22 protein-coding genes are annotated in these 24,686 nt (G+C 37.9%); 9 read left to right on the top strand and 13 right to left on the bottom strand.

What is annotated here, in order from left to right; all coding sequences use genetic code 11:
- Positions 1–26 precede the first annotated feature (26 nt).
- The gene (gene serC / locus AOLE_RS04365) at positions 27–1,106 is read right to left on the bottom strand and encodes a 3-phosphoserine/phosphohydroxythreonine transaminase (protein WP_005307603.1); all 1,080 of its coding nucleotides are present in this window, start codon (positions 1,104–1,106) and stop codon (positions 27–29) included.
- A 381-nt stretch (positions 1,107–1,487) separates the two neighbouring features.
- Between serC and AOLE_RS04360 the strand changes: the two genes are divergently transcribed.
- From AOLE_RS04360 to AOLE_RS04325, 8 genes are all read left to right on the top strand, one after another.
- Positions 1,488–2,975, top strand: a complete 1,488-nt coding sequence (locus AOLE_RS04360; protein ID WP_013197058.1) for a TolC family protein — start codon at positions 1,488–1,490, stop codon at positions 2,973–2,975.
- A 12-nt stretch (positions 2,976–2,987) separates the two neighbouring features.
- Positions 2,988–4,109, top strand: coding sequence for an HlyD family secretion protein (locus AOLE_RS04355; protein WP_013197057.1), 1,122 nt, complete (start codon positions 2,988–2,990; stop codon positions 4,107–4,109).
- 3 nt (positions 4,110–4,112) lie between these two features.
- Positions 4,113–5,240, top strand: coding sequence for an ABC transporter permease (locus AOLE_RS04350; protein WP_174435480.1), 1,128 nt, complete (start codon positions 4,113–4,115; stop codon positions 5,238–5,240).
- Positions 5,240–6,331 (top strand): A1S_2622 family ABC transporter permease subunit, encoded by a 1,092-nt coding sequence (locus tag AOLE_RS04345; protein ID WP_005307614.1) that lies wholly within the window; start codon positions 5,240–5,242, stop codon positions 6,329–6,331. Before AOLE_RS04350 ends, AOLE_RS04345 begins: the two co-directional genes overlap by 1 nt.
- A 259-nt stretch (positions 6,332–6,590) precedes the next feature.
- Positions 6,591–7,385: a ChbG/HpnK family deacetylase gene (locus AOLE_RS04340; RefSeq protein ID WP_013197055.1), complete on the top strand. Its 795-nt coding sequence runs from the start codon at positions 6,591–6,593 to the stop codon at positions 7,383–7,385.
- The gene (locus AOLE_RS04335; protein ID WP_005307620.1) at positions 7,382–8,362 is read left to right on the top strand and encodes a glycosyltransferase family 2 protein; all 981 of its coding nucleotides are present in this window, start codon (positions 7,382–7,384) and stop codon (positions 8,360–8,362) included. Before AOLE_RS04340 ends, AOLE_RS04335 begins: the two co-directional genes overlap by 4 nt.
- A complete protein-coding gene (locus tag AOLE_RS04330) occupies positions 8,362–8,742 on the top strand; it encodes a GtrA family protein (protein ID WP_005307623.1) in 381 nt (126 codons plus the stop codon). Before AOLE_RS04335 ends, AOLE_RS04330 begins: the two co-directional genes overlap by 1 nt.
- 9 nt (positions 8,743–8,751) lie before the next feature.
- Positions 8,752–10,398, top strand: a complete 1,647-nt coding sequence (locus AOLE_RS04325) for an ArnT family glycosyltransferase (protein ID WP_023274150.1) — start codon at positions 8,752–8,754, stop codon at positions 10,396–10,398.
- Between the two features lie 51 nt (positions 10,399–10,449).
- Here AOLE_RS04325 and gyrA read toward each other — a convergent pair whose 3' ends face one another.
- The 7 genes from gyrA to xerA all read right to left on the bottom strand — a co-directional run bounded on the left by gyrA (position 10,450) and on the right by xerA (position 19,162).
- Positions 10,450–13,164: a DNA gyrase subunit A gene (gyrA, locus tag AOLE_RS04320; RefSeq protein ID WP_013197053.1), complete on the bottom strand. Its 2,715-nt coding sequence runs from the start codon at positions 13,162–13,164 to the stop codon at positions 10,450–10,452.
- A gap of 414 nt (positions 13,165–13,578) precedes the next feature.
- Positions 13,579–14,538: an MBL fold metallo-hydrolase gene (locus AOLE_RS04315; protein WP_013197052.1), complete on the bottom strand. Its 960-nt coding sequence runs from the start codon at positions 14,536–14,538 to the stop codon at positions 13,579–13,581.
- A 90-nt stretch (positions 14,539–14,628) separates the two neighbouring features.
- Positions 14,629–15,471, bottom strand: coding sequence for a helix-turn-helix domain-containing protein (locus tag AOLE_RS04310; RefSeq protein WP_023274149.1), 843 nt, complete (start codon positions 15,469–15,471; stop codon positions 14,629–14,631).
- 77 nt (positions 15,472–15,548) lie between these two features.
- Positions 15,549–16,481, bottom strand: coding sequence for an electron transfer flavoprotein subunit alpha/FixB family protein (locus AOLE_RS04305; protein WP_013197050.1), 933 nt, complete (start codon positions 16,479–16,481; stop codon positions 15,549–15,551).
- Between the two features lie 17 nt (positions 16,482–16,498).
- The gene (locus AOLE_RS04300) at positions 16,499–17,248 is read right to left on the bottom strand and encodes an electron transfer flavoprotein subunit beta/FixA family protein (protein ID WP_005307637.1); all 750 of its coding nucleotides are present in this window, start codon (positions 17,246–17,248) and stop codon (positions 16,499–16,501) included.
- 449 nt (positions 17,249–17,697) lie between these two features.
- Positions 17,698–18,279 carry an HD domain-containing protein gene (locus tag AOLE_RS04295; protein WP_013197049.1) on the bottom strand — a complete coding sequence of 194 codons (582 nt, stop codon included), beginning with the start codon at positions 18,277–18,279 and terminating at the stop codon, positions 17,698–17,700.
- The gene (gene xerA / locus AOLE_RS04290) at positions 18,269–19,162 is read right to left on the bottom strand and encodes a site-specific tyrosine recombinase/integron integrase (RefSeq protein WP_081399268.1); all 894 of its coding nucleotides are present in this window, start codon (positions 19,160–19,162) and stop codon (positions 18,269–18,271) included. Before xerA ends, AOLE_RS04295 begins: the two co-directional genes overlap by 11 nt.
- A gap of 169 nt (positions 19,163–19,331) precedes the next feature.
- Between xerA and AOLE_RS04285 the strand changes: the two genes are divergently transcribed.
- Positions 19,332–19,955 (top strand): LysE family translocator, encoded by a 624-nt coding sequence (locus AOLE_RS04285; RefSeq protein WP_013197047.1) that lies wholly within the window; start codon positions 19,332–19,334, stop codon positions 19,953–19,955.
- A 49-nt stretch (positions 19,956–20,004) separates the two neighbouring features.
- Here the strand turns inward: AOLE_RS04285 and AOLE_RS04280 are convergent, their stop codons facing one another.
- The 5 genes from AOLE_RS04280 to AOLE_RS04260 form a co-directional block, all read right to left on the bottom strand.
- Complete coding sequence (locus AOLE_RS04280) at positions 20,005–20,610, bottom strand: alpha/beta fold hydrolase (protein WP_023274148.1); 606 nt, start codon at positions 20,608–20,610, stop codon at positions 20,005–20,007.
- Between the two features lie 99 nt (positions 20,611–20,709).
- Positions 20,710–21,555: a diaminopimelate epimerase gene (gene dapF / locus AOLE_RS04275; protein ID WP_013197045.1), complete on the bottom strand. Its 846-nt coding sequence runs from the start codon at positions 21,553–21,555 to the stop codon at positions 20,710–20,712.
- 5 nt (positions 21,556–21,560) lie between these two features.
- On the bottom strand, positions 21,561–22,811 hold the full coding sequence (gene lysA, locus AOLE_RS04270; protein WP_005307652.1) for a diaminopimelate decarboxylase: 1,251 nt from the start codon (positions 22,809–22,811) through the stop codon (positions 21,561–21,563).
- 22 nt (positions 22,812–22,833) lie between these two features.
- A complete protein-coding gene (gene lptM / locus AOLE_RS04265) occupies positions 22,834–23,055 on the bottom strand; it encodes an LPS translocon maturation chaperone LptM (RefSeq protein WP_004790575.1) in 222 nt (73 codons plus the stop codon).
- Positions 23,056–23,195: 140 nt separating this feature from the next.
- The gene (locus AOLE_RS04260; protein ID WP_005307657.1) at positions 23,196–24,602 is read right to left on the bottom strand and encodes an amino acid permease; all 1,407 of its coding nucleotides are present in this window, start codon (positions 24,600–24,602) and stop codon (positions 23,196–23,198) included.
- Positions 24,603–24,686: the final 84 nt, after the last annotated feature.

The following is a 24,686-nucleotide window of genomic DNA, read 5'->3' as shown; positions in this document are numbered from 1 at the left end:
TTGAGGGCTTTATTTATTTGATTTGCTTAACCATTACGTTTTGCAAAATCATCCATAAAGCTAATTAAAGCCTGTACGCCTTCTAATGGTACAGCATTATAAATACTTGCACGCATCCCACCCACAGAACGGTGTCCAGCTAAATTCAACAAATGGTTTGCTTCCGCTTCTTTTAAGAATTGCTTGTCTAAAGCTTCATCTGCCAAGGTAAACGGTACATTCATAATTGAACGGTTCGGAATTGCAATCGGGTTATTGTAGAAATCACTTGAGTCGATATAACCATATAACAACTGAGCTTTTTCAAGGTTAACTTTATGGATAGCATCTACCCCACCCTGCTCTAACAACCATTCAAATACCAAACCAGACAAGTACCAAGCGTAAGTCGATGGAGTATTTACCATAGAACCATTTTTCGCTTGGTCACCATATTTTAAAATGCTTGGAATTTCTGGTTTAGCTTGATCAAGTAAGTCATCACGAATAATGACAATTGTTAAACCAGCAGGACCAATATTTTTTTGTGCGCCAGCATAAATCAAACCAAACTTGGTCACATCTAATGGAGCAGATAAAATACTTGATGAATAGTCACAAACGAGTGGAGCTTTTACATCAGGAATTCCTGCGAACTGTAAGCCACCAATCGTTTCATTATCCGCATAATGTACATAGGCTGCATCGTCAGATAAATTCCATTCGCTTTGCTCAGAAATTGCGAACTTGCCATCTACTTTAATACCAGCATTTACAACATTAATGTCGCCATAACGTTTTGCTTCTTTTAATGCTTTTTCAGACCAGATGCCTGTGTCAATATAATCAGCTTTACTGTTCTTACCTAAAAGGTTTAAAGGAATCGCAGAAAATTGTAATGACGCACCGCCTTGTAAAAACAGTACTTTATAATTTTCTGGAATATTCATTAACTTGCGTAAATCTGCTTCGGCTTTTTCAGCCACAGCAACATAGTCAGCACTACGGTGACTCATTTCCATGATGGATAGACCTTTACCTTGCCAATCCAACAATTCTTGTTGAGCTTTTTCTAAAACGGCAGTAGGTAATGCAGCAGGACCAGCACAGAAATTGTACGCGCGCATGATTTTTCCCTTGTATAAAGTCAAACACAATAAAAATGGCATTTAACCACAGATTGCTTAAGCTTGCAGCAGCTTCTCAAGTAAATATTTCAATGCTGGACTGTATTTAAGTTTATTTTTTCAATTATTGTTGTTATTTCCATAGTTTTAATTATCGCCTTCAAAATTTAAAAAGATTTTAAGCAAAAAGATCAACTTGACTTGTGATTATCATTTCACATACCTTGATAGATATTAGAAAAAATATTGGCTTAGTAAATTCAATAATTAAAGGAGCTAAAATCAAAATGTTTTTATACAAATGTATAATAAACAATATGATAATTGAATTTAATAACAAGAAATTTAAACTATAAGGGATGCCAGAAATTGTTATTTAAAATGCCAGCACATCGATATAGACAGTCTATTTTTCCCTTTTCATTTAAACCAAAACATCTTGCTTTGGCTTTAGGCTTTTTTTTCACTAATCATTTATATGCCGGAAGCTTAAGTTATGCTGAAGCAGAACAACAAGCTTTAAAAAGTTCATACAGTACTCAAGCCAACCAAGCATTACAGCAAGCATCTCAATTAGAAGCTGAAGCAGTAAAGGGCCTCGGATTACCTCGAGTTGATTTAAATGTGAGAGCCTATGCTTTTCATAGTGAAACAGATGTACCTCTTGGCTCTTTTAAACAAAAACTTGAGAATGATTTAAGCCAAGGGCTGAATGACAAACTTTCACAGTGGAACAATGTCATTCCATCGGATGTGCTGGGACAAGTTCAAGAAGGCGCCAATCAAACCATCCATGATGGTATTAACCGATTTCCAGATTATGCGAATCTGACCATTGAAGATCAGGTTGTACGCCCTTCTATTTCAGTCGTTATGCCACTCTATACAGGTGGTTTAACCAGCAGTGCAAAAAAACTAGCAAATATTCAAGCACAGCGTTCGGAGCTTTCAAGCCAGCAACAACAAGATATACAGCGGTTTGAAGTAGTACAAAGTTACTTTAATGTGCAATTACAGCAGCAGCTGGTCGCAAGTAGCTTATTTAACTTTAACGCGATGCAGAAACATTACAGCAATGCCCTAAAGCTCGAACAACAAGGATTTATTAGTAAAGGGCAACGCATGCAGTTTGAAGTCGCTCGTAATAATGCAGAACGTACTTTACAAAATACTCAAGCCAACTTAAATGCCAGTCGCTTCAGTCTTAATAATCTTTTACATCAACAAAATAATATAGATTTAAGTACGCCACTATTTGTAAATAACACCCCAAGCCAGTCTCTAGAATCTCTTTTAAGCAGTTATTCACAAAAATCTAGCCTTGTACAAAAAATGCAGATGGATACTCAACTGGCTAATGTAAATATTCAAGCTCAGGAAGCTGCAAAAAAACCAAGTCTTTTTGCCTTTGGTGAATATGCTCTCGATAAAAATGAAAACTGGATTGTCGGTGTAATGGCAAAATACAACCTATTTTCAGGTGTTGATAAAAATAAGAATATTCACGCTGCTGAATTGAAGCGCTATGCCTCTGAACTCATGACTGAACGAACTAAACAAGAGATTGAAGCTCTTTTGAATAAGTCATATAACGAACTTAACTCTGCTCAACAAAGTCATCAGCTCTTACAAAGAAACGTAAATGCCGCTCAAGAAAACCTACGTATCCAAGAGCTTTCTTTCCGTGAAGGAATGGGTACAGCAACCCAAGTAATTGATGCACAAAATGCATTAAGCGCGTTAAAAACTGAAATGGCTTTAAATGCTTATAAATATGTCATGTCACTCGCGACTTTACTACAAAGTCACGGCTCAATTGACCAGTTTAAAGCATACGTTAATCAACCACATACCGACTATATTCGTTAAGGGGAGTATAAAATGAATCAAGACTCAGCTCATTCAGAACAAGATGCTCCTGTTGCGGATACAGCAGAAACCAACCAAGTTCAAAAAGATGATCAAGCGAGTGATCATCAAGAATCAAGCACAAATAAAAGTGATTCCAAACCACCTAAAAATTCAAAAATTAAACTGATTATTGGTGTAATCATTATTGCCCTATTGGGTTTAATTATTTTTGGTTTATGGAAAAGTTATCAACCAAAGCCTATTGAACTACAAGGCCGAGTTGAAGCCGAAACAATTCACGTAAGCACAAAAGTTCCGAGTCGTATTGAAGAAATTTATGTACAAGAAGGCCAGAAAATTTCCAAAGGCCAGCCACTTGTTCGTTTGGTTAGCCCGGAAATAGAAGCTAAAAAACAACAGGCTTTGGCTACCTTACAATCTGCTTTAGCATTTCAATCTACGGTAGATCGTGGTTCTCAACAAGAGAATATCGATACACTTTATGCCAACTGGCAAAGCACGAAAGCACAAGCAAATCTTGCAAAAACCACTTACCAACGTGGTGAAAATTTATATAGACAAGGTGTCATTTCACGTCAAAGACGAGATGAAATGCTTGCAGCACAAACTTCTGCTCAAGAATTAAGTGAAGCCTCTTATCAACAATATGCTCGTGCAAAACGTGGCAGTACGAGCCAACAAAAATCTACAGCAGATGCACAGGTTGAAATTGCAAAAGCAGCTGTAGGTGAAGCAAAAGCACTAGAGGAAGAAACACGTTTACTCTCTCCTATTTCAGGTACGGTTTCAAAAACTTACGGTAAACCTTCTGAATTAGTTGCTATGGGTGTACCTGTTGTCAGCATTTTAGAAGATGATGATTTATGGGTAAGTTTAAACGTGGGTGAAAATCAATATGCCTCTGTTTATAAAAATAAAACCCTTGAAGGATTCATTCCAGCACTTAATCAGAATGTGAATTTTAAAATTAAGAATATAGATGCTGAAGGTGAATTTGCCACTATAAAAACGACTCGCCAAACTGGAGGCTATGATATTCGCAGCTTTAAATTGCATCTTGTGCCTGAGCGTCCAGTGCAAGATTTAAAAGTTGGGATGAGTGTTCTATTTAAAATTAAAGAAGAAAAATAAAGCATGTTTGCCAGTATATTACGTGAACTAAACTATCTAAAAAGCAACAAATGGGATTTGTGTATGGTGACACTCATCCCCGCTTTTATCATTTTTATGTTTAGCAGCATGTTTTACGCAGGTAAAGCTGAACACTTACCAATTGCGATTATTGAACAGGATCAAAGTGAACTCAGCCGTAATATTGAAAAGTATCTTTCTTTAAATCATACGGTAGATATTAAAACAATTACGGCGAGCTCCACAGAAGCGGAACAACTACTCAATGAAACCCAAATATGGGGATATGTTTTCATTCCAGACGGTGCTGAAAAACGCTTTGTGAAAGCGCAAGATGCTCAAATCAGCATTGCATTTAACCAGTCTTTTTTTAGTGTCGGGAACACGATTTCCTCCGCAATGTTGATCAGTACCCTCAATGCTTTAGCAGACTACGCAGGCCAGAGTTATCTAGCAAATAATATCCCCTATTTAGATGTTCCTACCGCTCATGTCAAAATCTCAACGCTTTATAACCCAAGCATGAGCTATGAGTTTTATTTAGAACCCTTCATGGTTCCAGCCGTATTGCATTTGTTGCTATGCTGCTGTGTTGCCTTTGCTATTGGACAAGAACTTAAACGTGGCACATTAACCACTTGGGTAAACCGAGAAAGTTTTATTCAAGGCTTATTGGCTAAAAATTTGCTCTATAGCCTTATTTTTTGTTTCTGGACATGGTTATGGATGTTTTGGCTAGTCGAAATCCGTGGCTGGTTTGTAGCGGGTTCTCTTAGTTTATTGCTATGCGCACAGTTCCTACTTTATTTTGCCTACGCTTTGATTAGCAGCACAGTTATTTTAGCAACCAAAAATTTAAGCAAAACTTTTGGCTTTATTGCCGTTTATGGTGGGTCATCTTTGAGTTTCGCAGGCGTTACCCTGCCTTTAAATAATGCACCGATTTTCACTAAGTTTTGGTCACTTATTATTCCCTATACCCCTTATGCCAAACTGCAAACTGAACAATGGGTCATTGGAAGTCCAATTTTCATTTCAATCACTCCATTTTTAATACTTCTGGGTTACTGCCTTATTTACTTCTTTTTAAGTTCTTTGCTGCTTAAAAAATTAATTCGGGGAGCAATTTAATGAAAGATTTTTTTCAGGCATATTTGCAGACTTTTAAAGATATTGTAGGAAACAGTTCAGTTTTCACGACTCTGATTTTATCGGTCATTCTTTATAGTTTTTTTTACCCGACCGCCTATAAAGCTGAGCGGGCAGAATCAATTCCTATTGTCATTGTTGATGAAGAGCAAAGTCTCTTAACTTCTCAATTAATCGGTCAAAGTGCAAATAGTCCGCATGTTCATATTGTTACTGTTACAAGCAATTTCTTACAAGCAGAACAAATGGTTCGTGAACAAAAAGCCGATGGTATTTTACTTTTACCAAGCAACCTAACGCAAAGCTTACGCCGTGGAGAAGCTGGCGGAATTGGCTTATATTTAAGTACAACCAACTTTTTAAAAACTAAAGAAATTGGTTTAGGCTTAGCTACATCCATCGAAGCAACCTTAAAAGAATATGTCGAAAAATTTGGAGAGCGCACACATTTCCAACCCGCGCTTTCTATTCATCAAGTCCCTTTATTTAACCCCCTTTCAGGCTATGGAAGTTACATTTTTCCGGCTGTTGCATCTTTAATTATCCATCAAACCATTGTGTTAGGTTTAGCGATGCTGATTGCAAGCTACCGTGAGCAACACCAAAAAATTACAGCTGTTCGCTTCGCTGGAATTTTCGCAAGTATATTTACCATTGGTTGTTTAAGTAGTTTTTATCTTTTTGGTTTTACGTTGTGGTTCAACGACTATCCACACGGTGGAAACTTCATAGGTTTACTCGTTGCTGTTCCTATTTTTATTAGTTGTGTGATTGGATTAGGCATGTTGATTGGCTCACTTTTAGATATGCCAGAACGTGCCGGACATATTATTGTGTTTAGCTCTGTACCCTTATTCTTATTAACTGGCGCTGCATGGCCACATCAAGCAATGCCCGAATGGTTACAATGGTTTGCGTGGTGTTTACCATCAACACATGGGGTACAAATGTTTGTGCAACTTAACCAGATGGGTGTTCCTTTAGCCACAGTTGTACCAAAACTGATTTTTCTTGCGACAATCGGTCTTATTTTTTTAATCTGGGCATATTCACGTTTAAAAACCTCCAAGTGAAGAGTTTTCTGAACTTGGAGCATAAATTATATTTTTATTTACTATAAAATCTGATAGTTAAAAGTCATTCCTTAAAAACCATTGACCATAAAAATATAAAAAAACCAATAAATTCAAATTATTAATTAGTAACAATTGTCATAAAACCTTAAAAAAACTTTAAGTTGAAATTAAGAAAATTTCTCCATAGTAAAACTGTTTAGTTTTTCAGCAGCCTAAAAGGGTAACTCTGCTACCCTGCTCTATGACGGAATTTGATATGGCAAAGGTATGTTATTGCGCAGATGACTTTGCAATGAATGCAGAGATATCTAATGCAATTATTCAGTTAATTGAAAGAGGAGCACTTCAAGCGACCTCATGTATGACCCAATCTGAACTCTGGGAAACTGCTGCTGCCAAACTTAAACCTTTTTCGAATCAAATTGACATTGGTTTACACTTAAATTTCACTCATGCGTTTACTTCAGGTAATACGGTTTTCTCATTACCTGCACTCATGTTTCGCGCATGGTCATCAAATCTTAACCTTGAATTAATTACCCAGTGTATTGAAGAACAATGGGATGCATTTGTTTCAGTCATGGGAAAACAACCCGATTTTATTGATGGACACCAACATGTTCATCAATTTCCGTTTATACGGGATATTTTGCTACAGCTTTTAAAAGAGAAAAATTTCACTGGTTGGATACGTAATTTACAACATCCAATTTATCTACCCCATTATCGTTTTAAAACGCATATGCTTTCTGCACTTGGCTCAAATGCCTTAGCAAAGGCGTGCCAAACTTACCAGTTTAGCCAAAATGAATATTTCGCTGGTATCTACGACTTTAAACAAACTGATTATGCCGAACTGAATCAATATTGGCTTGCTCAAGCAAAAGACCACTTACTTATTATGTGCCATCCCTCACTTTCTATACCAAGTGAGCAAGACCCAATCCAGCATGCACGTATCCAAGAATACCAATATTTTTCTTCTGATCAGTTCCCTCTTGATTGCCAGAAAAATGGCATCCAACTTACCAGACTAGGGGCAATGCAATGAGCACAAAACCTTTTTTATCCTGCGTTGTTCCCGCTTATAACGAAGCAGAGAATTTAAAGACATTTATTCCAGCTTTAGCAAACAGCTTAAAGCAACAAAATCTTAGCTATGAAATTATTGTGGTCGATGATGGCAGTAAAGACGATACTATTCCGATCTTACAAACGATGATCGAAGATTATCCTTTAGTTGTACTGGAATTATCACGAAATTTTGGTAAGGAAGCTGCTTTAAGCGCAGGTTTAGACCATGTAAATGGTGAAGTTGCGCTACTCATTGATGCTGACTTTCAACATCCTTTTGAAGCAATTCCGACCATGATTAACCTTTGGAAAAATGGTTATGACATGGTTTATGGCATTCGTAATCGTACTACTGAATCATGGCTAAAACGGACACTAACCCAAGGTTACTACCGTATTTTAAATTTAAGCTCACCTATTGATATTCCTGAAAATGCTGGTGATTTCAGACTTCTTGACGCAAAAGTTGTTGAAGCAATTAAACAATTACCAGAAAAAAATCGCTACATGAAAGGCCTTTATGCATGGGTCGGTTTTAAAAGTATCGGGATCAATTTCTCTGAGCAAGATCGTCAACATGGTCGTTCTAGTTTTAACGTAAAGTCATTATTCAATCTGGCAATGTCTGGTTTAACTGGGTTTTCAGATTTACCTTTGCGAATTTGTATTTATCTAGGTGCCCTGTTGGCTTTAGGCGCTATGAGTTACGGTGTTTGGATCATTATTAAAACCCTGATTGAAGGAATTTCTGTACCAGGTTGGGCAACTCTTGCGGCAGGCATGACGCTATTAGGTGGCATTCAATTGTTATTCATTGGAATTTTAGGTGAATACATTGGCCGAATTTATGCAGAAGTTAAAAATCGACCAAAATATATTGTTTCAACCGAACATTCTCGTATTAAGCAAGAACACCCAATCACTCACTCCGAAAATACGTTCTCTAGTTTCTAATGTTTGCACATATTTTTCAGCTCGCGCGGTTTACCACGACTGGGGCCGCGGCGGCACTTACGCACTACAGTATTGTCATGCTCTTGTTTAAACGAAACATTGCATTGCAGTATGCTAATTTAGTCGCCTTTCTACTTGCCTATTGGGTGAGCTATTTTGGGCATCGTATTTTTACTTTTAAAGCCCAGCATATTTCTCATCGACACACACTACCCAAATTTACCTTAGTCGCTGGATTAGGTTTTTTATTCAATGAGAGTTTTCTCTTACTTTCTAATCTTTACTTCAGTGCCCCTGTTTCAACATTGGTTTGTGTAGCTATTGTCCTGACTTCAATTGTGACTTTCTTGCTTAACCGTTTTTTTGCATTTCAACATTAAGGATTATGTATGCAGCAATGGCTTCGTAGTTCCAAATTCTTATTAATATTTTTACCGATTTGGTTGTTTGTTTTGTCTTGGATAAGACCCCTCTCTGTGCCAGATGAAGGACGCTACGGAGATATTAGTCGATCTATGTTTGAGTCGGGAGATTGGTTGATTCCCCGTATCAATAGCTTGCCATTTATGCATAAGCCTCCTCTATTACATTGGTTAAGTTCTATATTTATGGAACTGTTCGGTATGCATATTTGGGTATTGAGATTAGTTCCAGTGCTAGCAGCTACACTCATGCTCGTCAGCCTATTCTTATTCGTTAGAAAGCACATTTCAGAACGTATAGCACAACTTACTGCCATTATTTTAGGCACCAATTTACTGTTTTTTGGTAGTAGTGAATATATTAACCATGACCTACTGCTTGCTTCATGGATTACAGTCAGTGTTTTATGTTTTGTTGATTTCACAATTTCAGCGCGTAAATCTATTTTATTTTTAGGATATTTTGCAGGTGCGGCTGCGTTCTTAAGTAAAGGCCTGATTGGTATATTAATTCCCGGCATGATTCTCTTACCATGGTTGCTTTACACCAAACAATGGAAAAAAATCCCTTCATTGCTTAACCCTTTGGGGATTCTGTTATTTATATTATTGGTTAGTCCATGGCTCTATGCAGTCCAACTTAAATATCCTCAATTTTTGCATTATTTCTTTATCGACCAACAATTTAGTCGATTTAGCTCAAAAGAGTTTAATAATAAGCAACCATGGTGTTTCTATCTCGTTATTTTGATGTTCAGCTTTTTACCATGGATTCTGTCGAGTAGATTTGGATCTATTAAAGCCGTATTTCAAAATTACAAGAAGTCCGCTTTACTGGCCCTGCTTATATGGTGGTTTATTTCTGTTACGGTTTTCTTCTCTATTCCGCCTTCTAAGCTAGCTGGCTATATTTTACCATCTGTGCCTCCACTCGCTGTTTTCTTGGCTCTTGTTATCAACCAAGTACTTGAAAGTGAATATAAAACTAAATTACAGGTTTGGGGTATACCTATATTTATTATGCTGGTCGGAATAGGTATTGCTGCTACACCGCATTTCATGCGTGCACATCAACCTTTTTTCCAAAACCAAGCGATATTTATTTATATCATTGGCACGCTATTGGTTATGCTTCCACTGGCTTTAGTCTGGTTATATAAAAAGCAAAAATTAAACTATTTGAACTATATTTTTATCAGTTTAATTGTTCTGTGTAGTTCAGTCCCATTTGCTGTTCGTATTTTAGATACTAAAAATAATGTGGGACAAACAAGTTTTTCTGAATATATGACACCATCAACAAAAATAGTTTTCTACAATTACTATTTCTATGATGTGCCTTTCCTTTTGCAGCTAAAACAGCCTGTATATATTGTGAATCAATGGGATACTGTGCATTCAGATAGTGCTTCTTTAGAAATTAAAGATGGTTTATTGTTTGAACCACAACGCAAAAAATACTTATGGAGTGAGCAACAGCTTCAAGATGCTTTAACGCAAAAACAAGATTTGATTGTCGTAAGTCAGCCTAATAATTTTGCAACTAAAGATCCATCTGCTAAAACACTACATTATCGAAATTATGATGTGTTTATCTTCCACTCAAACAAATAAATAACCTAATAAAAAAGGAAGCTTACGCTTCCTTTTTTTTTTAATTAAGACTTACTCTTCTGACACATCGTCATTCGTAGAAACTGCATCTTCACCATCTACTTCTGAAGTATCAACTTCTCCTTCGAGAAACTCTTCTTCATCTTCGACAGCTTCAATAGACACAACGCCCACTAAAGTTTCTTCTTCGCTTAAACGAATCAGACGAACACCTTGTGCATTACGACCAGTCATTGCAACTTCAGCAGCACGCGTACGAACTAATGTACCACCATCAGAAATAAGCAACAGTTCTTTGCTTTCATCAATAGATACTGCACCTACAAGCTCACCATTACGTTCACTTGTCTTAATCGCAATAACACCCTTACCACCACGTTTTTTGGTTGGGAAGTCATTTACAGGAGTACGTTTACCATAACCATTAGCACTCGCACACAGCACTTCACCCGTTTCAGGAACAACAACAAGCGATACGATGCGACTTACTACATTTAAATCTGCTGAATCTTCGTTGTCATCAGATTCATCATTTTCAACTTCTGCATCTTCTTCACTTAAAGTACTGCTTGCAAAGCTAACACGCATACCACGGACGCCTTTAGCAGTACGACCCATTGAACGCACGTCGGTTTCTGCAAAACGAATTGCCTTACCTTCATTCGAGAACAACATAATTTGCTGATTACCATCAGTAATCGCAACACCAATCAAGGTATCTTCTTCATTTAGTTCAATTGCACGTAAGCCATTTGAACGAATGTTAGCAAACTGCTCCAAATCAACACGTTTAACGGTACCTGAAGCTGTCGCCATAAATACATAATGGTTTTCTGGGAACTCAGTTAACGGCAAGATAGCTGTTACTGTTTCATTCGCATCTAAAGGTAACAAGTTTACAATTGGGCGGCCTTTAGCACCACGTGATGCTTGAGGTACTTCAAATACGCGAAGACGATACACTTTACCTACGTTAGTAAAGCAGAGTACAGTCGCATGGTTTGAAGCCACAATCAGATGTTGAATAAAGTCATCATCTTTCATTGAGGTCGCAGACTTACCACGTCCACCACGGCGCTGAGCCTGATAGTCTGAAAGTGGTTGAGTTTTTGCATAACCTGTTTGTGAAACCGTTAATACAACTTGTTCTTCAGGAATTAAATCTTCACGGCTAAAATCAATACGTGATTCAATAATTTCTGTACGACGACCATCACCATACTGTTGTAGTACTTGCGCTAATTCTTCACGAATTACAGCCATCAATAAATTGAAATCATTAAGAATTGCCGTAAGTTCAGCAATTTGACCTAAAATTTCAGTATATTCTGCATGTAATTTGTCTTGCTCAAGGCCCGTTAAACGATGTAAACGCAATTCTAAAATTGCACCCACTTGCGTTGGTGATAAACGGTAAATTGATTCAGTTAGACCAAATGGACGATCTGGGTTTTCACCTTCGATTTCATCTGGGCGAACAGAAATAGCGCCAGCTTTTTCAAGTAAAGAGATAACGCCACCACCAGCCCACTCACCTGCTAGTAAACGCTCGCGCGCTTCAGCTGGGTTAGCAGAAGTTTTGATGGTTTCAATAATTTCATCAATATTGGCTAAAGCAACAGTTAAGCCTTCTAAGATATGACCACGTTCACGTGCTTTACGTAATTCGAACATGGTACGGCGTGTCACTACTTCTTGGCGGTGACGAATAAATGCCGCAATAATATCTTTCAGATTCATCAATTTTGGTTGTCCGTTATCAAGACAAACCATGTTGATGCTGAATGAGTTTTCAAGCTGTGTATTTAAGAATAAGTTATTTACAACAACTTCTGCGTTTTCACCGCGTTTTAAGTCAATTGCAATACGCATACCGTCTTTGTCAGACTCATCACGAAGCTCTGAAATACCTTCAAGTTTTTTCTCTTTAACTAACTCGGCAATACGTTCAATAACTCTTGCCTTGTTGACTTGATATGGAATTTCAGTAAAGACGATAGTTGTACGACCTGTCTTTTCATCTTCTTCGAAATGGTATTTACCACGAATGTGCAGTCGGCCTTTACCTGTACGGTAAGCATCAACAATGCCTGATTTACCGTAAATAATACCGCCAGTAGGGAAATCAGGACCAGTAATGTATTCCATCAACCCTTCAACCGAGATATTCGGATTGTCAGCATAGGCTAAGCATGCATTCACAACTTCTGTCATGTTATGCGGTGCCATGTTAGTTGCCATACCTACGGCAATACCAGCAGCGCCATTAATTAACAAGTTAGGAACACGTGTTGGAAGCACCTGAGGAATACGCTCAGATCCGTCGTAGTTATCTTCCCAGTCAACTGTGTCTTTTTCTAGATCTGCAAGAAGCTCGTGCGCTAACTTAGTCATACGGACTTCGGTATAACGCATTGCAGCCGCGCTATCACCATCGATTGAACCGAAGTTACCCTGACCATCTACCAATAAATAACGTAAGCTAAAATCTTGAGCCATACGTACAATAGTTTCATAAACAGCTGAGTCACCATGAGGGTGATATTTACCGATTACGTCCCCAACAACACGTGCAGATTTCTTGTAGGCTTTGTTATAGTCATTGCCCAATTCGTGCATGGCAAATAGCACACGACGGTGAACAGGTTTCAGACCGTCTCTCACATCCGGCAATGCACGAGATACGATTACACTCATTGCGTAATCTAAATATGAATGCTTGAGTTCATCCTCAATGGCAATCGGTCGGATTTCCGATACGCTCATGCATACTCCTTCTTACAGATAGAAATTTCCATCTGCTAATATGTCTTGATCTTGCAAAAAATTTAGTTCTGAAAACTGAACTAAAATCGAAAAAAATATAGCTGTATAGTATAGCACAAACTGCTCGTTAACTGGGAGTTTAGCAATCTGAAAATAGCATTTTTTTACAATAAAAATTTCATTAGAATTAATAAGTTAAAATTAGAGAATTCTAGTTTTAAATGTATTTCTTAAAACTCAACAGTTCGAACAAAATATAGACAACATAAAAGTGCTCTCTTTAGAGCACTTTTCATCTAATCTTAAAAACAAAACTTAGTTTATTAGCCAAAATACATAATATTTAGCTTGAACATACTCATCTTGTTGTAAATCCATTATTCTTTAATTTCTTTAAATAATGGGTTTGAAATATCATTTTATAGGCCGATATTGAGCAGGAATCCACTGATATCCTTTTGAGCCTTTACCAATGTGTCCAATGCCAGGAAAAGCGATATGTGCTGCCCCTACCCACCATTGGTTTTTATAGGCTTGTTCAAAGATATTCTTACGAACAGCAATAGCCTGATTCGAGTGAGTATCAGGTTTGTAGCTTGCATCAGGATAAGGAAACTGTACTGCACCATAGTGTACAACATCGCCTAGGCCTAAGAACTTTTGACCGTTTTGTCCATCTACTAAATATGAAGAATGCCCTTCAGTATGACCATGAGTAACGATGAGTTGAACATTCGGTACGTTAAAAGAAGTTTTGGTAAAAGCGACGAGTTGCCCTGCCTTTTGGTATGGCTGTAAGGCATCTCTCGTCATTTTAAATATTGGCTTAAAAAAATCGGTAGCTTTTGCTTCATTCGTTCGCGATGTCCAAAAATCTACATCTTCTTTAGCCAGATAAACTTTTGCATTCGGATAAGCCATTTTGCCATCAAGTGTAATACCGCATAAATGATCAGGATGAGCATGTGTAATCAAGATGGTATCTATTTGTTCAGGCTGTACGCCTGCGTTCTTTAAATTTTCACGCACATGGCCCAAGGTTGGACCAAAACATTTTGCTGTGCCAGCATCAATTAAAATATTTTGTGTGGGTGTTTGAACAAGATAGGCAGAGAAATCTGTGACAATCTGATTATGCTCATCTATAGGAACAAAGTTTTCTGCAAACAATCGATTGGCTTTTTCAGCTGAAATACCCAATAAATCACTACGAGGTAGTCCCAACTCGCCATCAAACAATGCTGTTACCTTAAGGTTTCCTACTGGTTGTAAAAAATAACCATCAACTTGATGTACACTTGGCGTTTGTTCTGCATGTATAACTGTACTGGCACTCAGCAGTAAGAATATCGTAAGTGATTTTAATGATTTCATCATAGAGTCCTTCGTATTTTCATACTTTAACTCTATTGGTTTTGATCTATTTAAATCGCTCAATAAGCGATAAGAAACGCTCAAATTGACTTATTCGGTAACTAGAACAGCTGGATCTATACCATAACGCTCTATAAAGCGATCACGAAAAATAGCAACAGACTGGTATCCCGATTTTGCCGCAATAGTTTTCATAGGTAATTTTTTCGAATACAACAACTCAAGTGCAAAAGTAAGCCGTGCGTGGGTAATTGTTTCTCTTAAGGATGTGTCTTCATGGCTAAGCTTACGGCGCAGTGTCGCACTGCTCAAACCTAATCGCATTTCAAACTCACTAGACTGCCAATGGTGCTGTGGATTCTCTATGACCCAATCATGAATGATTTTTGTCAATTTAGGTGGTGGTACAATTAACACATCTGAACAATGCTGTTGGCATAACTGTACAAGTATAGCGGTAATACATAAACGTGCTTTCACCACATCATGATTAAATAAAGCCGCTTGCCACTCAGCTAAAGATGTAGCGAAATCATCAATTGAAAACTTTAATATTGCTTCAGTTCTGTCTACAACAGGCTTAGCCCAAATCATTTGTGCAGCTTGAATGACTTCTTCACACATAGGCACCAGAATAGTGAGATATTCACCCGTTATAGGGTCAGGCAGATTAACTGCATCGATAACCGTATCGGGTTTTATAATGTATAGATCGCCGGCACTAAAATTGATTTGTTTTGTTTGAAGATTTAATTGTTGTTGCCCATATAAAATAAATCCCATGTGCAACTGACTAACTTTAATATTGGATAGTCCATGCTGATTTTTCGAACGAATACATAAATAATCTCGTGCCATATCTGCCCGTGCCAATCTCACAAGTGATTGATGCAATTGGTGGGCCTCTAGGGAAGCGGAATAATTAATATTCATAATGATGATCTAAATAAAAAACGCCCTTGGCTATTTATAGCACAAGGGCGTTTTTCGAATAAGTGACAAGCTGTAAATTACAACTTGCTTACTAACTCTGGTACTACAGTGTTCAAATCACCAACTAACCAGTAGTCAGCAACACTGTTGATTGGCGCTTCTTCGTCTTTGTTGATTGCAACAATAACTTTAGAATCTTTCATACCAGCTAAATGCTGGATCGCACCAGAAATACCTACAGCAACATAAAGGTCAGGCGCAACGATTTTACCAGTTTGACCCACTTGGAAGTCGTTAGGTACAAAGCCCGCATCAACTGCCGCACGTGAAGCACCTTGTGCTGCACCAAGCTTGTCAGCTAATGGATCAAGTACTTTATGGTAGTTCTCACCAGAACCTACACCACGACCACCAGAAACTACGATACGAGCCGCAGTTAATTCTGGACGATCAAGCTTAACGATTTCTTCAGATACAAAATGAGAAATACCTGCATCTTTCGCATCACTTACTGCTTCAACCGCAGCAGAACCACCTTCAGCAGCTACTGGATCAAATGCTGTACCACGAACTGTACCTACAATGATTGCTTCGTCAGATTGAACAGTCGCAATCGCGTTACCTGCATAAATCGGACGCTTGAATGTATTTGCAGATTCAACAGAAATAATGTCTGTGATCATGCTTACATCAAGAAGAGCAGCAACACGTGGAAGAATGTTCTTACCAGTTGTTGTAGAAGCAGCTAATACGTATTTGTAACCTTTAGCTAAATCAGCAACTAAAGCAGCTACGTTTTCAGCTAACTGGTTTGCATAAGCAGCATTATCAGCAAGTAGAACCTTGCTTACACCAGCAACTTTAGCAGCAGCATCAGCAACTGCCTGAGCACCAGAACCAGCAACTAATACAGTAATATCACCACCGATTTTTTGTGCTGCAGCAACAACGTTTAAAGTAGCACCGTTAAGTACTTGGTTGTTGTGATCAGCGATAACTAAAATACTCATGATTTTATCCTTCCGTATTAGATCACTTTCGCTTCATTTTTCAATTTTTCAACAAGCTCATCTACAGATTTCACTTGTACGCCAGCTTTACGTTCTGCTGGAGCTTCAACTTTAACAGTTTTAAGCTTAGTACCAGCTGCAACGCCATAATCAGCAGGAGATTTAGTATCAAGTGGCTTCTTACGAGCTTTCATGATGTTAGGCAATGCTGCATAACGTGGCTCATTCAAACGCAAGTCAGTTGTAATGATTGCTGGAAGTGCCAGTTCAACAGTTTGTAAACCACCGTCAACTTCACGAGTTACTTGTACTTTGCCGCCATCAACTTTCACTTCAGAAGCGAATGTACCTTGGCCCGCACCTAATAATGCGCCAAGCATTTGTCCTACTTGGTTAGAATCATCATCAATTGCTTGTTTACCAAGAAGGATAAGTTCTGGTTTTTCAGCGTCAACAACACCTTTTAAAATTTTAGCAACTTCTAAAGCGCCAATTTCATCAGTGGTTTCAACTAAAATACCGCGGTCTGCACCCAAAGCCATTGCAGAACGGATTTGTTCTTGAGCTTCTTTAGGACCCACAGAAACAACAACGATTTCTGTTACTGTTCCTTTTTCTTTTAAGCGAACCGCTTCTTCCACTGCGATTTCACAAAATGGGTTAATTGACATTTTAACGTTAGTTAGGTCAACCCCACTATTGTCCGGCTTAACACGAACTTTGACGTTGGCATCAACCACGCGTTTTACAGCAACAAGAGCCTTCATGTAATCCTCGGCTGTTCTAGCAAAAGTAAATGTTGAGAAAAGTATATTAACTCTTCAATTAAAATTTTTTAGGTACCCTATCTTGCAATGTGTTTGGCATTTCGGTCAAGTCACAATTTTCGCTACTGCTATAAAAAAGATGAAATGCCCAGTTCACTAATTCAAATTGCTTATTCGCTCAATGAATTTAGCAAATAAGCCAAACAAATTTTAAACCTTGAATTTCTTAATATTTTAAAAAATATGGTAGCGTAAAATCCTTTAATTTTAGAGGGGAAAAAAACAACAAAAACACCATTTTCTCCCCGTATGAGAGCACTCACGGTACTCTGAAAAATTGGCAATTAGGTAAGAACATCCATAAATAAATGTTGAACAAAATAAAAAGCCAGTTACTGCTAATTACTTAATTTCTCAGCATATATTTCTATTAAAAACAAAATATTAAGTTACCATTTAAACATAGGCAAAGGACTCCAAGGCTTTTGTAAAAAACGCTTTAATCCTAAATAAACTAGCGTTTTATGAAATCCAGCATTTGGATATTGGCGTGTTAACTTTTTGAACTCACTTTTAGGAATATTTGAACGTAATAAGCCTAAAGAGAAATCTGCATAGTCAGCTTGTCTAAAATATTCAACCAATGGGTATTCTGAAAACTTTGTCGTTGTTAATTTATGATGTTCTGTAATCATTAATGTTATTTCTATTTGCCAATCTAATAACCGATGCAAAGACAAATAACTTAACATCACTTTGACGGATGGCTCTAAATAATCAATTGTTTTACTTGTCCATATCCCAATATCATGAAAGGCAACTGCAATAGCTACTTTACGTATAGTCTCTTCATTACTATCTTGGCTTAATATTAAACAGCATGCTGCCACACGTTTACAGTGATTTAAGTATCCTGGATAATCTGCATCAATAATATTTTGATATTCCTGTAAAATTGTCTCAATCAAGATACTACATTGTCTAAATGCATCTTGATCAAGTGATAAAATCAAACCTTCTTTAGTGTTCATTCTTTTGTGCTCTCGGATGAGCTCGATCATAGACTTGTGCCAAATGATCAAAATCAATATGTGTATAAATTTGTGTCGTAGATAAATTACTGTGGCCTAACATTTCTTGTACTGATCGCAAATCACCACTGCTTGATAACATATGGCTAGCAAAACAATGCCGTAATAAATGAGGATGCAAATCTACATTCACACCTGCTCTTTGTGCTTGAAGCTTTACACGCTTTTCGATTTGCCGTGGGGTTAACGCGCCACCTCTTTGAGAAATAAAAACGAAAGCATTTTGATCAAAATGGCCTTTCCAGATTTTATAAATTTTCAGCCAATTCAATAGGCTTTCTTTCGCCTTTTTTCCAAACGGTACAATACGGGTTTTATTTCCTTTACCCGTAATACGTACCAGTTGACGGTTAAAATCGATATCTTTAATTGTTAAGCCTTGCAGTTCAGCCAAACGCAAACCACTTGAATAAAGTAACTCGAGCATGGCTTTATCTCTTAACCACAATTGCTGATCAATTGGTTTTTCAGGCATAGATTGATCTAAAATTTGATTAACCGTTTCTATGTCGATCATACCCGGCAAGGGTCTAGGCTGACGTTTTAACTTAAAGTCATCAGTAGGGTTAATTTCTAAATATTTTCCTTGTTCAGCCCATTTCATAAACTGGCGAATTGAAGTGAGATGACGCTGCATACTGCTTGAACTTAATTGGTCCTGCTCAACACGCTGGGCCAAATATTCACGTAAATCTGAAGCTTCAATATTTCTTAAATCAATTTGTTTGAGCTCGCAGAACTCAAGAAAGCTTTTAACATCTCTTTCATAAGCTGTAATCGTGTGCTCAGACTGGTTCTGAATTTTTCTTTCTTTTAACCACATTGAGAGCAGCTGTAATGCAAAATCCAAATTGCTCTCCATTTATTTGCTCATTTTATTTTTTCAGTGTATCAAAAAGTAGTTGTTCAGGAAATTTAAGATCGTACAGCGCAACAACTCATTACCTTATATATTACACTTCATTTTAAGTATTCGTCGGAACCCTGCTGTCATGACTACCATACTCATTCCCTACTTAATTGCCATTACTTTACTTACGCTTACCCCTGGTCTGGATACGACTTTAATTATTCGTACCGCTACTCTTGAAGGTAAATCGAAAGCATTTCAAGCAGCTGTTGGTATTAGCCTTGGCTGTATTGCATGGGGAATTGTGGTTGCTTGTGGTCTAGGGGCTTTGCTTATGGCTTCTGATCTAGCTTTTAATATTCTGAAATGGATGGGGGCTGCTTATTTAGCTTGGCTGGGTTTGAATATGATTTTAAAACCGCGTAGCCAACTTGCGGACATGCAAGAAAACAACTCAAATGTCCCTTCTTCACAGAATTGGTTTATTAAAGGTTTTTTGGGTAACTTACTTAATCCCAAAGTCGGAATTTTTTATATTTCATTTCTTCCACAATTTATTCCACCACAAGCATCGGCTGTTACTTGGATTATGGGGCTTGTGATGATTCATGTGGTGATTGGAACCTTATGGTCAATTTTATTAATTTTGGCTATGCAACCACTATCACGTTATCTGAAACAACCCCAATTTGTGAAATATATGGACCGGATTACGGGCAGTATTTTTGTGTTGTTTGCTTTGAAATTGGCTTTGAGTAAAAGATAAATTTTAAAAAGCGTGCTAACGCATAGCACGCTAAATAAGATTTAAAAACTTACACTAGTTTTTCTAAGTAGGTTTTTATTTGAACTGAAACTTCATCGGCATGTTTTTCTGCCAATTGATGGTCCCCACCTTTCACAACATATAACGTCGAATTTTCAAACTTTTGATTTAAATATTGACCCACCTGAACGGGGCTCACTGGATCGTTATCACCCCAGATTAATAAAGTTTCAATGCTTATATCTGATAAAAACTCTTCGTAGTTAGCATTGGTAGTAATAAACCAATCTGGATATTTTAAAAATGCTTGGCGGTATGCTTCTCGCCAGTCTTGTACATTAAATCTTTCAAGGTTAATTCCACCCGAAGTTGCAATCAAGACTAACCCTTTTATCAGTTGAGGTTTTTGCAACGCTGCCGCAACAGCAAAAATGCCACCCATAGATTGCGCAATAATTACAGATTCTTCATTAATTTGATCGACCACATGATTTGTTAGATCTTTAAAACTTTTGACCTCAAAGGATTCAGGTGTATCGCCGAAACCGGGGTAACCAATAATTTTTGTCTGGTAATGCTGAGGTAATTTTTCAATTAAGGGATGCCAAAATGTCATACTACCTGATGCGCCGGGTAAAAAGATTAGATTATTCATATTTTTATAAAGTAATAAAATTGAAAAATTATTGTATATAAAAGAAAGCCTCTTTTATCATTTTAGTTAATAAAAGAGGCCTCTATTTAGGTAATGTTATTAGCCTTGGAAATAACGTAAATCCAAACGCCCATCATATACATGAGTTGTTGGACCCGTCATCCAGACCACATCGCCTTCTTGCCATTCGATTTGTAGCTTACCACCAGCAAGTTCAACTTCCACTGAGTTACTCAATAAGCCACGGCGCATACCACTTACCGCAGCAGCACAAGCTCCTGTACCACATGCAAGTGTTTCACCTACACCGCGTTCAAATACACGAAGGCGCACATGCTTTTCATCAATGATTTGCATAAAGCCAGCATTCACACGTTCAGGGAAACGTTTATGTGATTCAACTTGTGGGCCAATGCCAGCAACATCTGCAGTTAATACATCTGGAACAATAGTGACAGCATGAGGATTGCCCATATTGACCACATCAATACTAATGTTTCGGTCATTGGCTAACTCAAGTGTATATAAAGCTTCTGGTTGTTCAGCAATGAATGGAATTTCATTCGGCAAAAATTTCGGGTAGCCCATATTCACGCGAACCCAACCATTTTGCCCCAGTTCAGGTTTGACAATCCCTGCTTTGGTTTGAACAGTAATACTAGTTTTCGTTGTTAAATGACGCTCATGTACAAAGCGAGCAAAACAGCGTACACCGTTACCACATTGTTCAACTTCAGAACCATCTGCATTAAAAATACGATATTTAAAATCTGCTTCCGGTAAATCAGGTGGTTCAACAATTAAAAGTTGATCAAAACCAATACCGAAATGACGATCGGCTAAGCGTTGAATTGTTTCTGTATCCAAATAGGCGCGTTGGCTGATCAGATCAACCACCATAAAGTCATTGCCTAGGCCATGCATTTTAGTAAATTCTAACAACATTTCATTTACTCCTCAGGCAATAAACTTTCTTTTTCCCAAAGGGATTCAACTGTTTCACGTTCACGAATCAAATGGGCTTTGTCGCCAGACACCATTACTTCTGCGGCACGTCCACGTGTATTGTAATTTGAACTCATTACAAAACCATAAGCGCCAGCACCGAGAACAGCTAACAAGTCATTTTCTTTTAAAGCCAATGAACGATCTTTACCAATGAAATCACCTGTCTCACAGATTGCACCAACAAGATCCCAAGTTTTTTCTTCAGTATCAGAACTTGGCACCACAGGTTGGATATCCATCCAAGCTTCATATAATGCAGGGCGAATTAAATCATTCATTGCTGCATCAATAATGGCAAAGTTACGGTGGCTCGTTGGCTTGAGCAAATCAACTTTAGTTAAAAGCACACCTGCATTTGCACTAATGCTACGGCCCGGTTCCATATAAACCTTGAGACCTAACTTTTCTAAAGCAGGTTTCATTGAGTTAGCATATTCTTCAACACTTGGCGGTGTTTCATCTTTATAACAAACACCTAAACCACCACCGATATCAATGTGTTTAAGATTAATACCAAGTTTTTTCAACTCTTCGATCATCAACATGACACGGTCTAAAGCATCAACGAATGGTTTAGTCTCGGTTAATTGCGAACCAATGTGGCAGTCAATTCCAATAATCTCAAGGTTTGGTAAAGATGCAGCATATTGATAAGTTTCATAAACGGTATCACTTGGGATACCAAATTTATTTTCTTTAAGGCCTGTTGAAATATAAGGATGTGTTTTTGCATCTACGTCTGGATTTACACGTAAAGAAATCGGCGCTTTTTTGCCTAGACGAGCTGCAACTTTTTGAAGACGATCTAGTTCGGCATACGACTCTACATTAAAGCAAGCAATGCCTACATTTAACGACGTTTCAATATCGGCTTCAGTCTTACCTAAGCCAGAAAAAACAACTTTAGATGCATCTCCACCCGCTTTTAAAACACGTGCAAGCTCACCACCTGATACGATATCAAAACCAGCACCAAGTTTTGCCAATACATTAAGAACAGCTAAATTTGAGTTAGATTTCACCGCAAAACAGATTTGATGATCAATAAAATCAAAAGCACGATCCATATCTAAGTAATGTTTTTCAAAAGCTGCTTTTGAATAAACATACAAAGGTGTGCCAAATTGCTGCGCAAGCTGCTCCATAGAACATTGCTCTGCGTGCAATACTCCATTAATGCGAGTGAAACTCATGAATGTGTCCTTATTTCAAAGCTTAAGGTGAAGTTGTTTGGGTTGGGGCTGATGATTCAACTGGCTGATCAGCTTGTTCATCCTGTTGCACAACTTGTTTCTGTTCTTTATTACGATAGAGCAAGTATTTCGCGCGTTTGTCATAATTCGGATCAGAAGGTAGCTGTAATGCTCCTGACTGACCGCAAGCGCTTAGCAAAATACTGCTGCTCAATAAACTGATGAGGCAAATGACACGACGCATCTGAGCACCTGATTTAAACAATTCGATGCAGTATACCGTGATCGTGCAGGCGGCTAAAGAGTAAACTTAAAGAGAAAAACAATATGCATAAAAAACGCCAGCTTTTCAGCTGGCGTTTGATCATAACCAAATAAATTTAATTACTTTTTATGACGCGGTTTATAGAAGAAGAAATAACCAATGATCAAGATAATAAACCAAATTGGGCTGACTTTAAGCGCTTTAAACGTATCTGGCTCTAAAGACAACACGTAAATCATACCAATAAAGAAAATAATCGTGATCCAACATGTAAATAGGCCACCCGGCAATTTAAATGTTGATTTTGCATGCAGCTCAGGACGTGTAGTGTAGTAACGGATATAACTCCAGATAATCAGTAACCACACGCAAATGAACAGAATCGTTGAAAGTGTTGTTGCAAGCGTAAACGCCTCAACGGTATTTGGTACAAAATACTGTAATGCTGCACCTAACAATAAACACGCAGCAGAGAAATACAATGCGTTTGCAGGTACCGCACGTCTGTTCAATTTACCAAAAGCTTTTGGTCCCTGATCTTCACGAGATAGACCAAACAACATACGGCTTGTTGAAAACACGCCACTGTTCATTGATGACATCACTGATGACAACACAACTAAGTTCATTAAGATTGCTGCTGCCGCAACGCCTGCTTGACTAAACAAGTTTACAAACGGGCTGATCGCCGGATCAATTTTATTCCATGGTGTTACTGACATGACAATAATTAATGCGAACACATAGAAAATAATGATACGAATTGGAATTGAGTTAATTGCTTTAGGCAAATTACGTTCAGGATCTTTAGTTTCCGCAGCTGTTGTTCCGACAAGTTCTACACCAACGAAAGCAAAAATCGCAATCTGGAAGCCTGCCAAGAAGCCATGTACACCCGTCGGGAAGAAACCACCATTTGCCCACAAATGAGTAAAGGATGCCACTTCACCTGTAGTCGAGGTAAAGCCTGTAAAGATCATCCATAGACCCACAGCAATTAAAATAATAATTGCTAGGATTTTGATAAGCGCAAACCAAAACTCCAACTCACCAAACAGGCGAACTGTTAACAAGTTCAAGCCCATAATGAATACGATGGCTGCAACACTGATCATGGCACCTTCGACAGGAGAGAAAGGTAGACCATTATTAAAGAATTGTAAGTAATAGATAATTGCAGAAAGATCGGCAATACCAATGGTGATCCAACACAACCAATAGGTCCAACCTACAAAATAACCTGCCCATGGGCCAATTAAATCTGTTGTGAAATCAATAAATGATTTATAGGCAAGATTTGAAAGAAGTAATTCGCCAAGCGCACGCATGACAAAAAACACCATCACACCAATAATCAGGTAAATAAATAAGATTGAGGGGCCAGCAAGACTAATCGTTTTGCCTGATCCCATAAATAATCCCGTACCAATTGCACCGCCAATCGCGATCAGCTGTAAATGCCGATTTGAGAGGCTACGATGGAGCTCACCTTGTTCATGAGGCTCATTCAGATTTTGATTCGACATCTTATCAATACACTCCAGTAATTTTTTTTAGTCCGTTAGCTAAAATCAAAAAGACGATATCGCACCATTTGCAGGTATCTTTTA

Origin of the sequence: Acinetobacter oleivorans DR1, from assembly GCF_000196795.1 — a bacterium.
Classification (GTDB): domain Bacteria; phylum Pseudomonadota; class Gammaproteobacteria; order Pseudomonadales; family Moraxellaceae; genus Acinetobacter; species Acinetobacter oleivorans.
The sequence above is the reverse complement of the archived record's forward strand: the minus strand, read 5'-3'. Positions and strand labels throughout refer to the sequence as shown.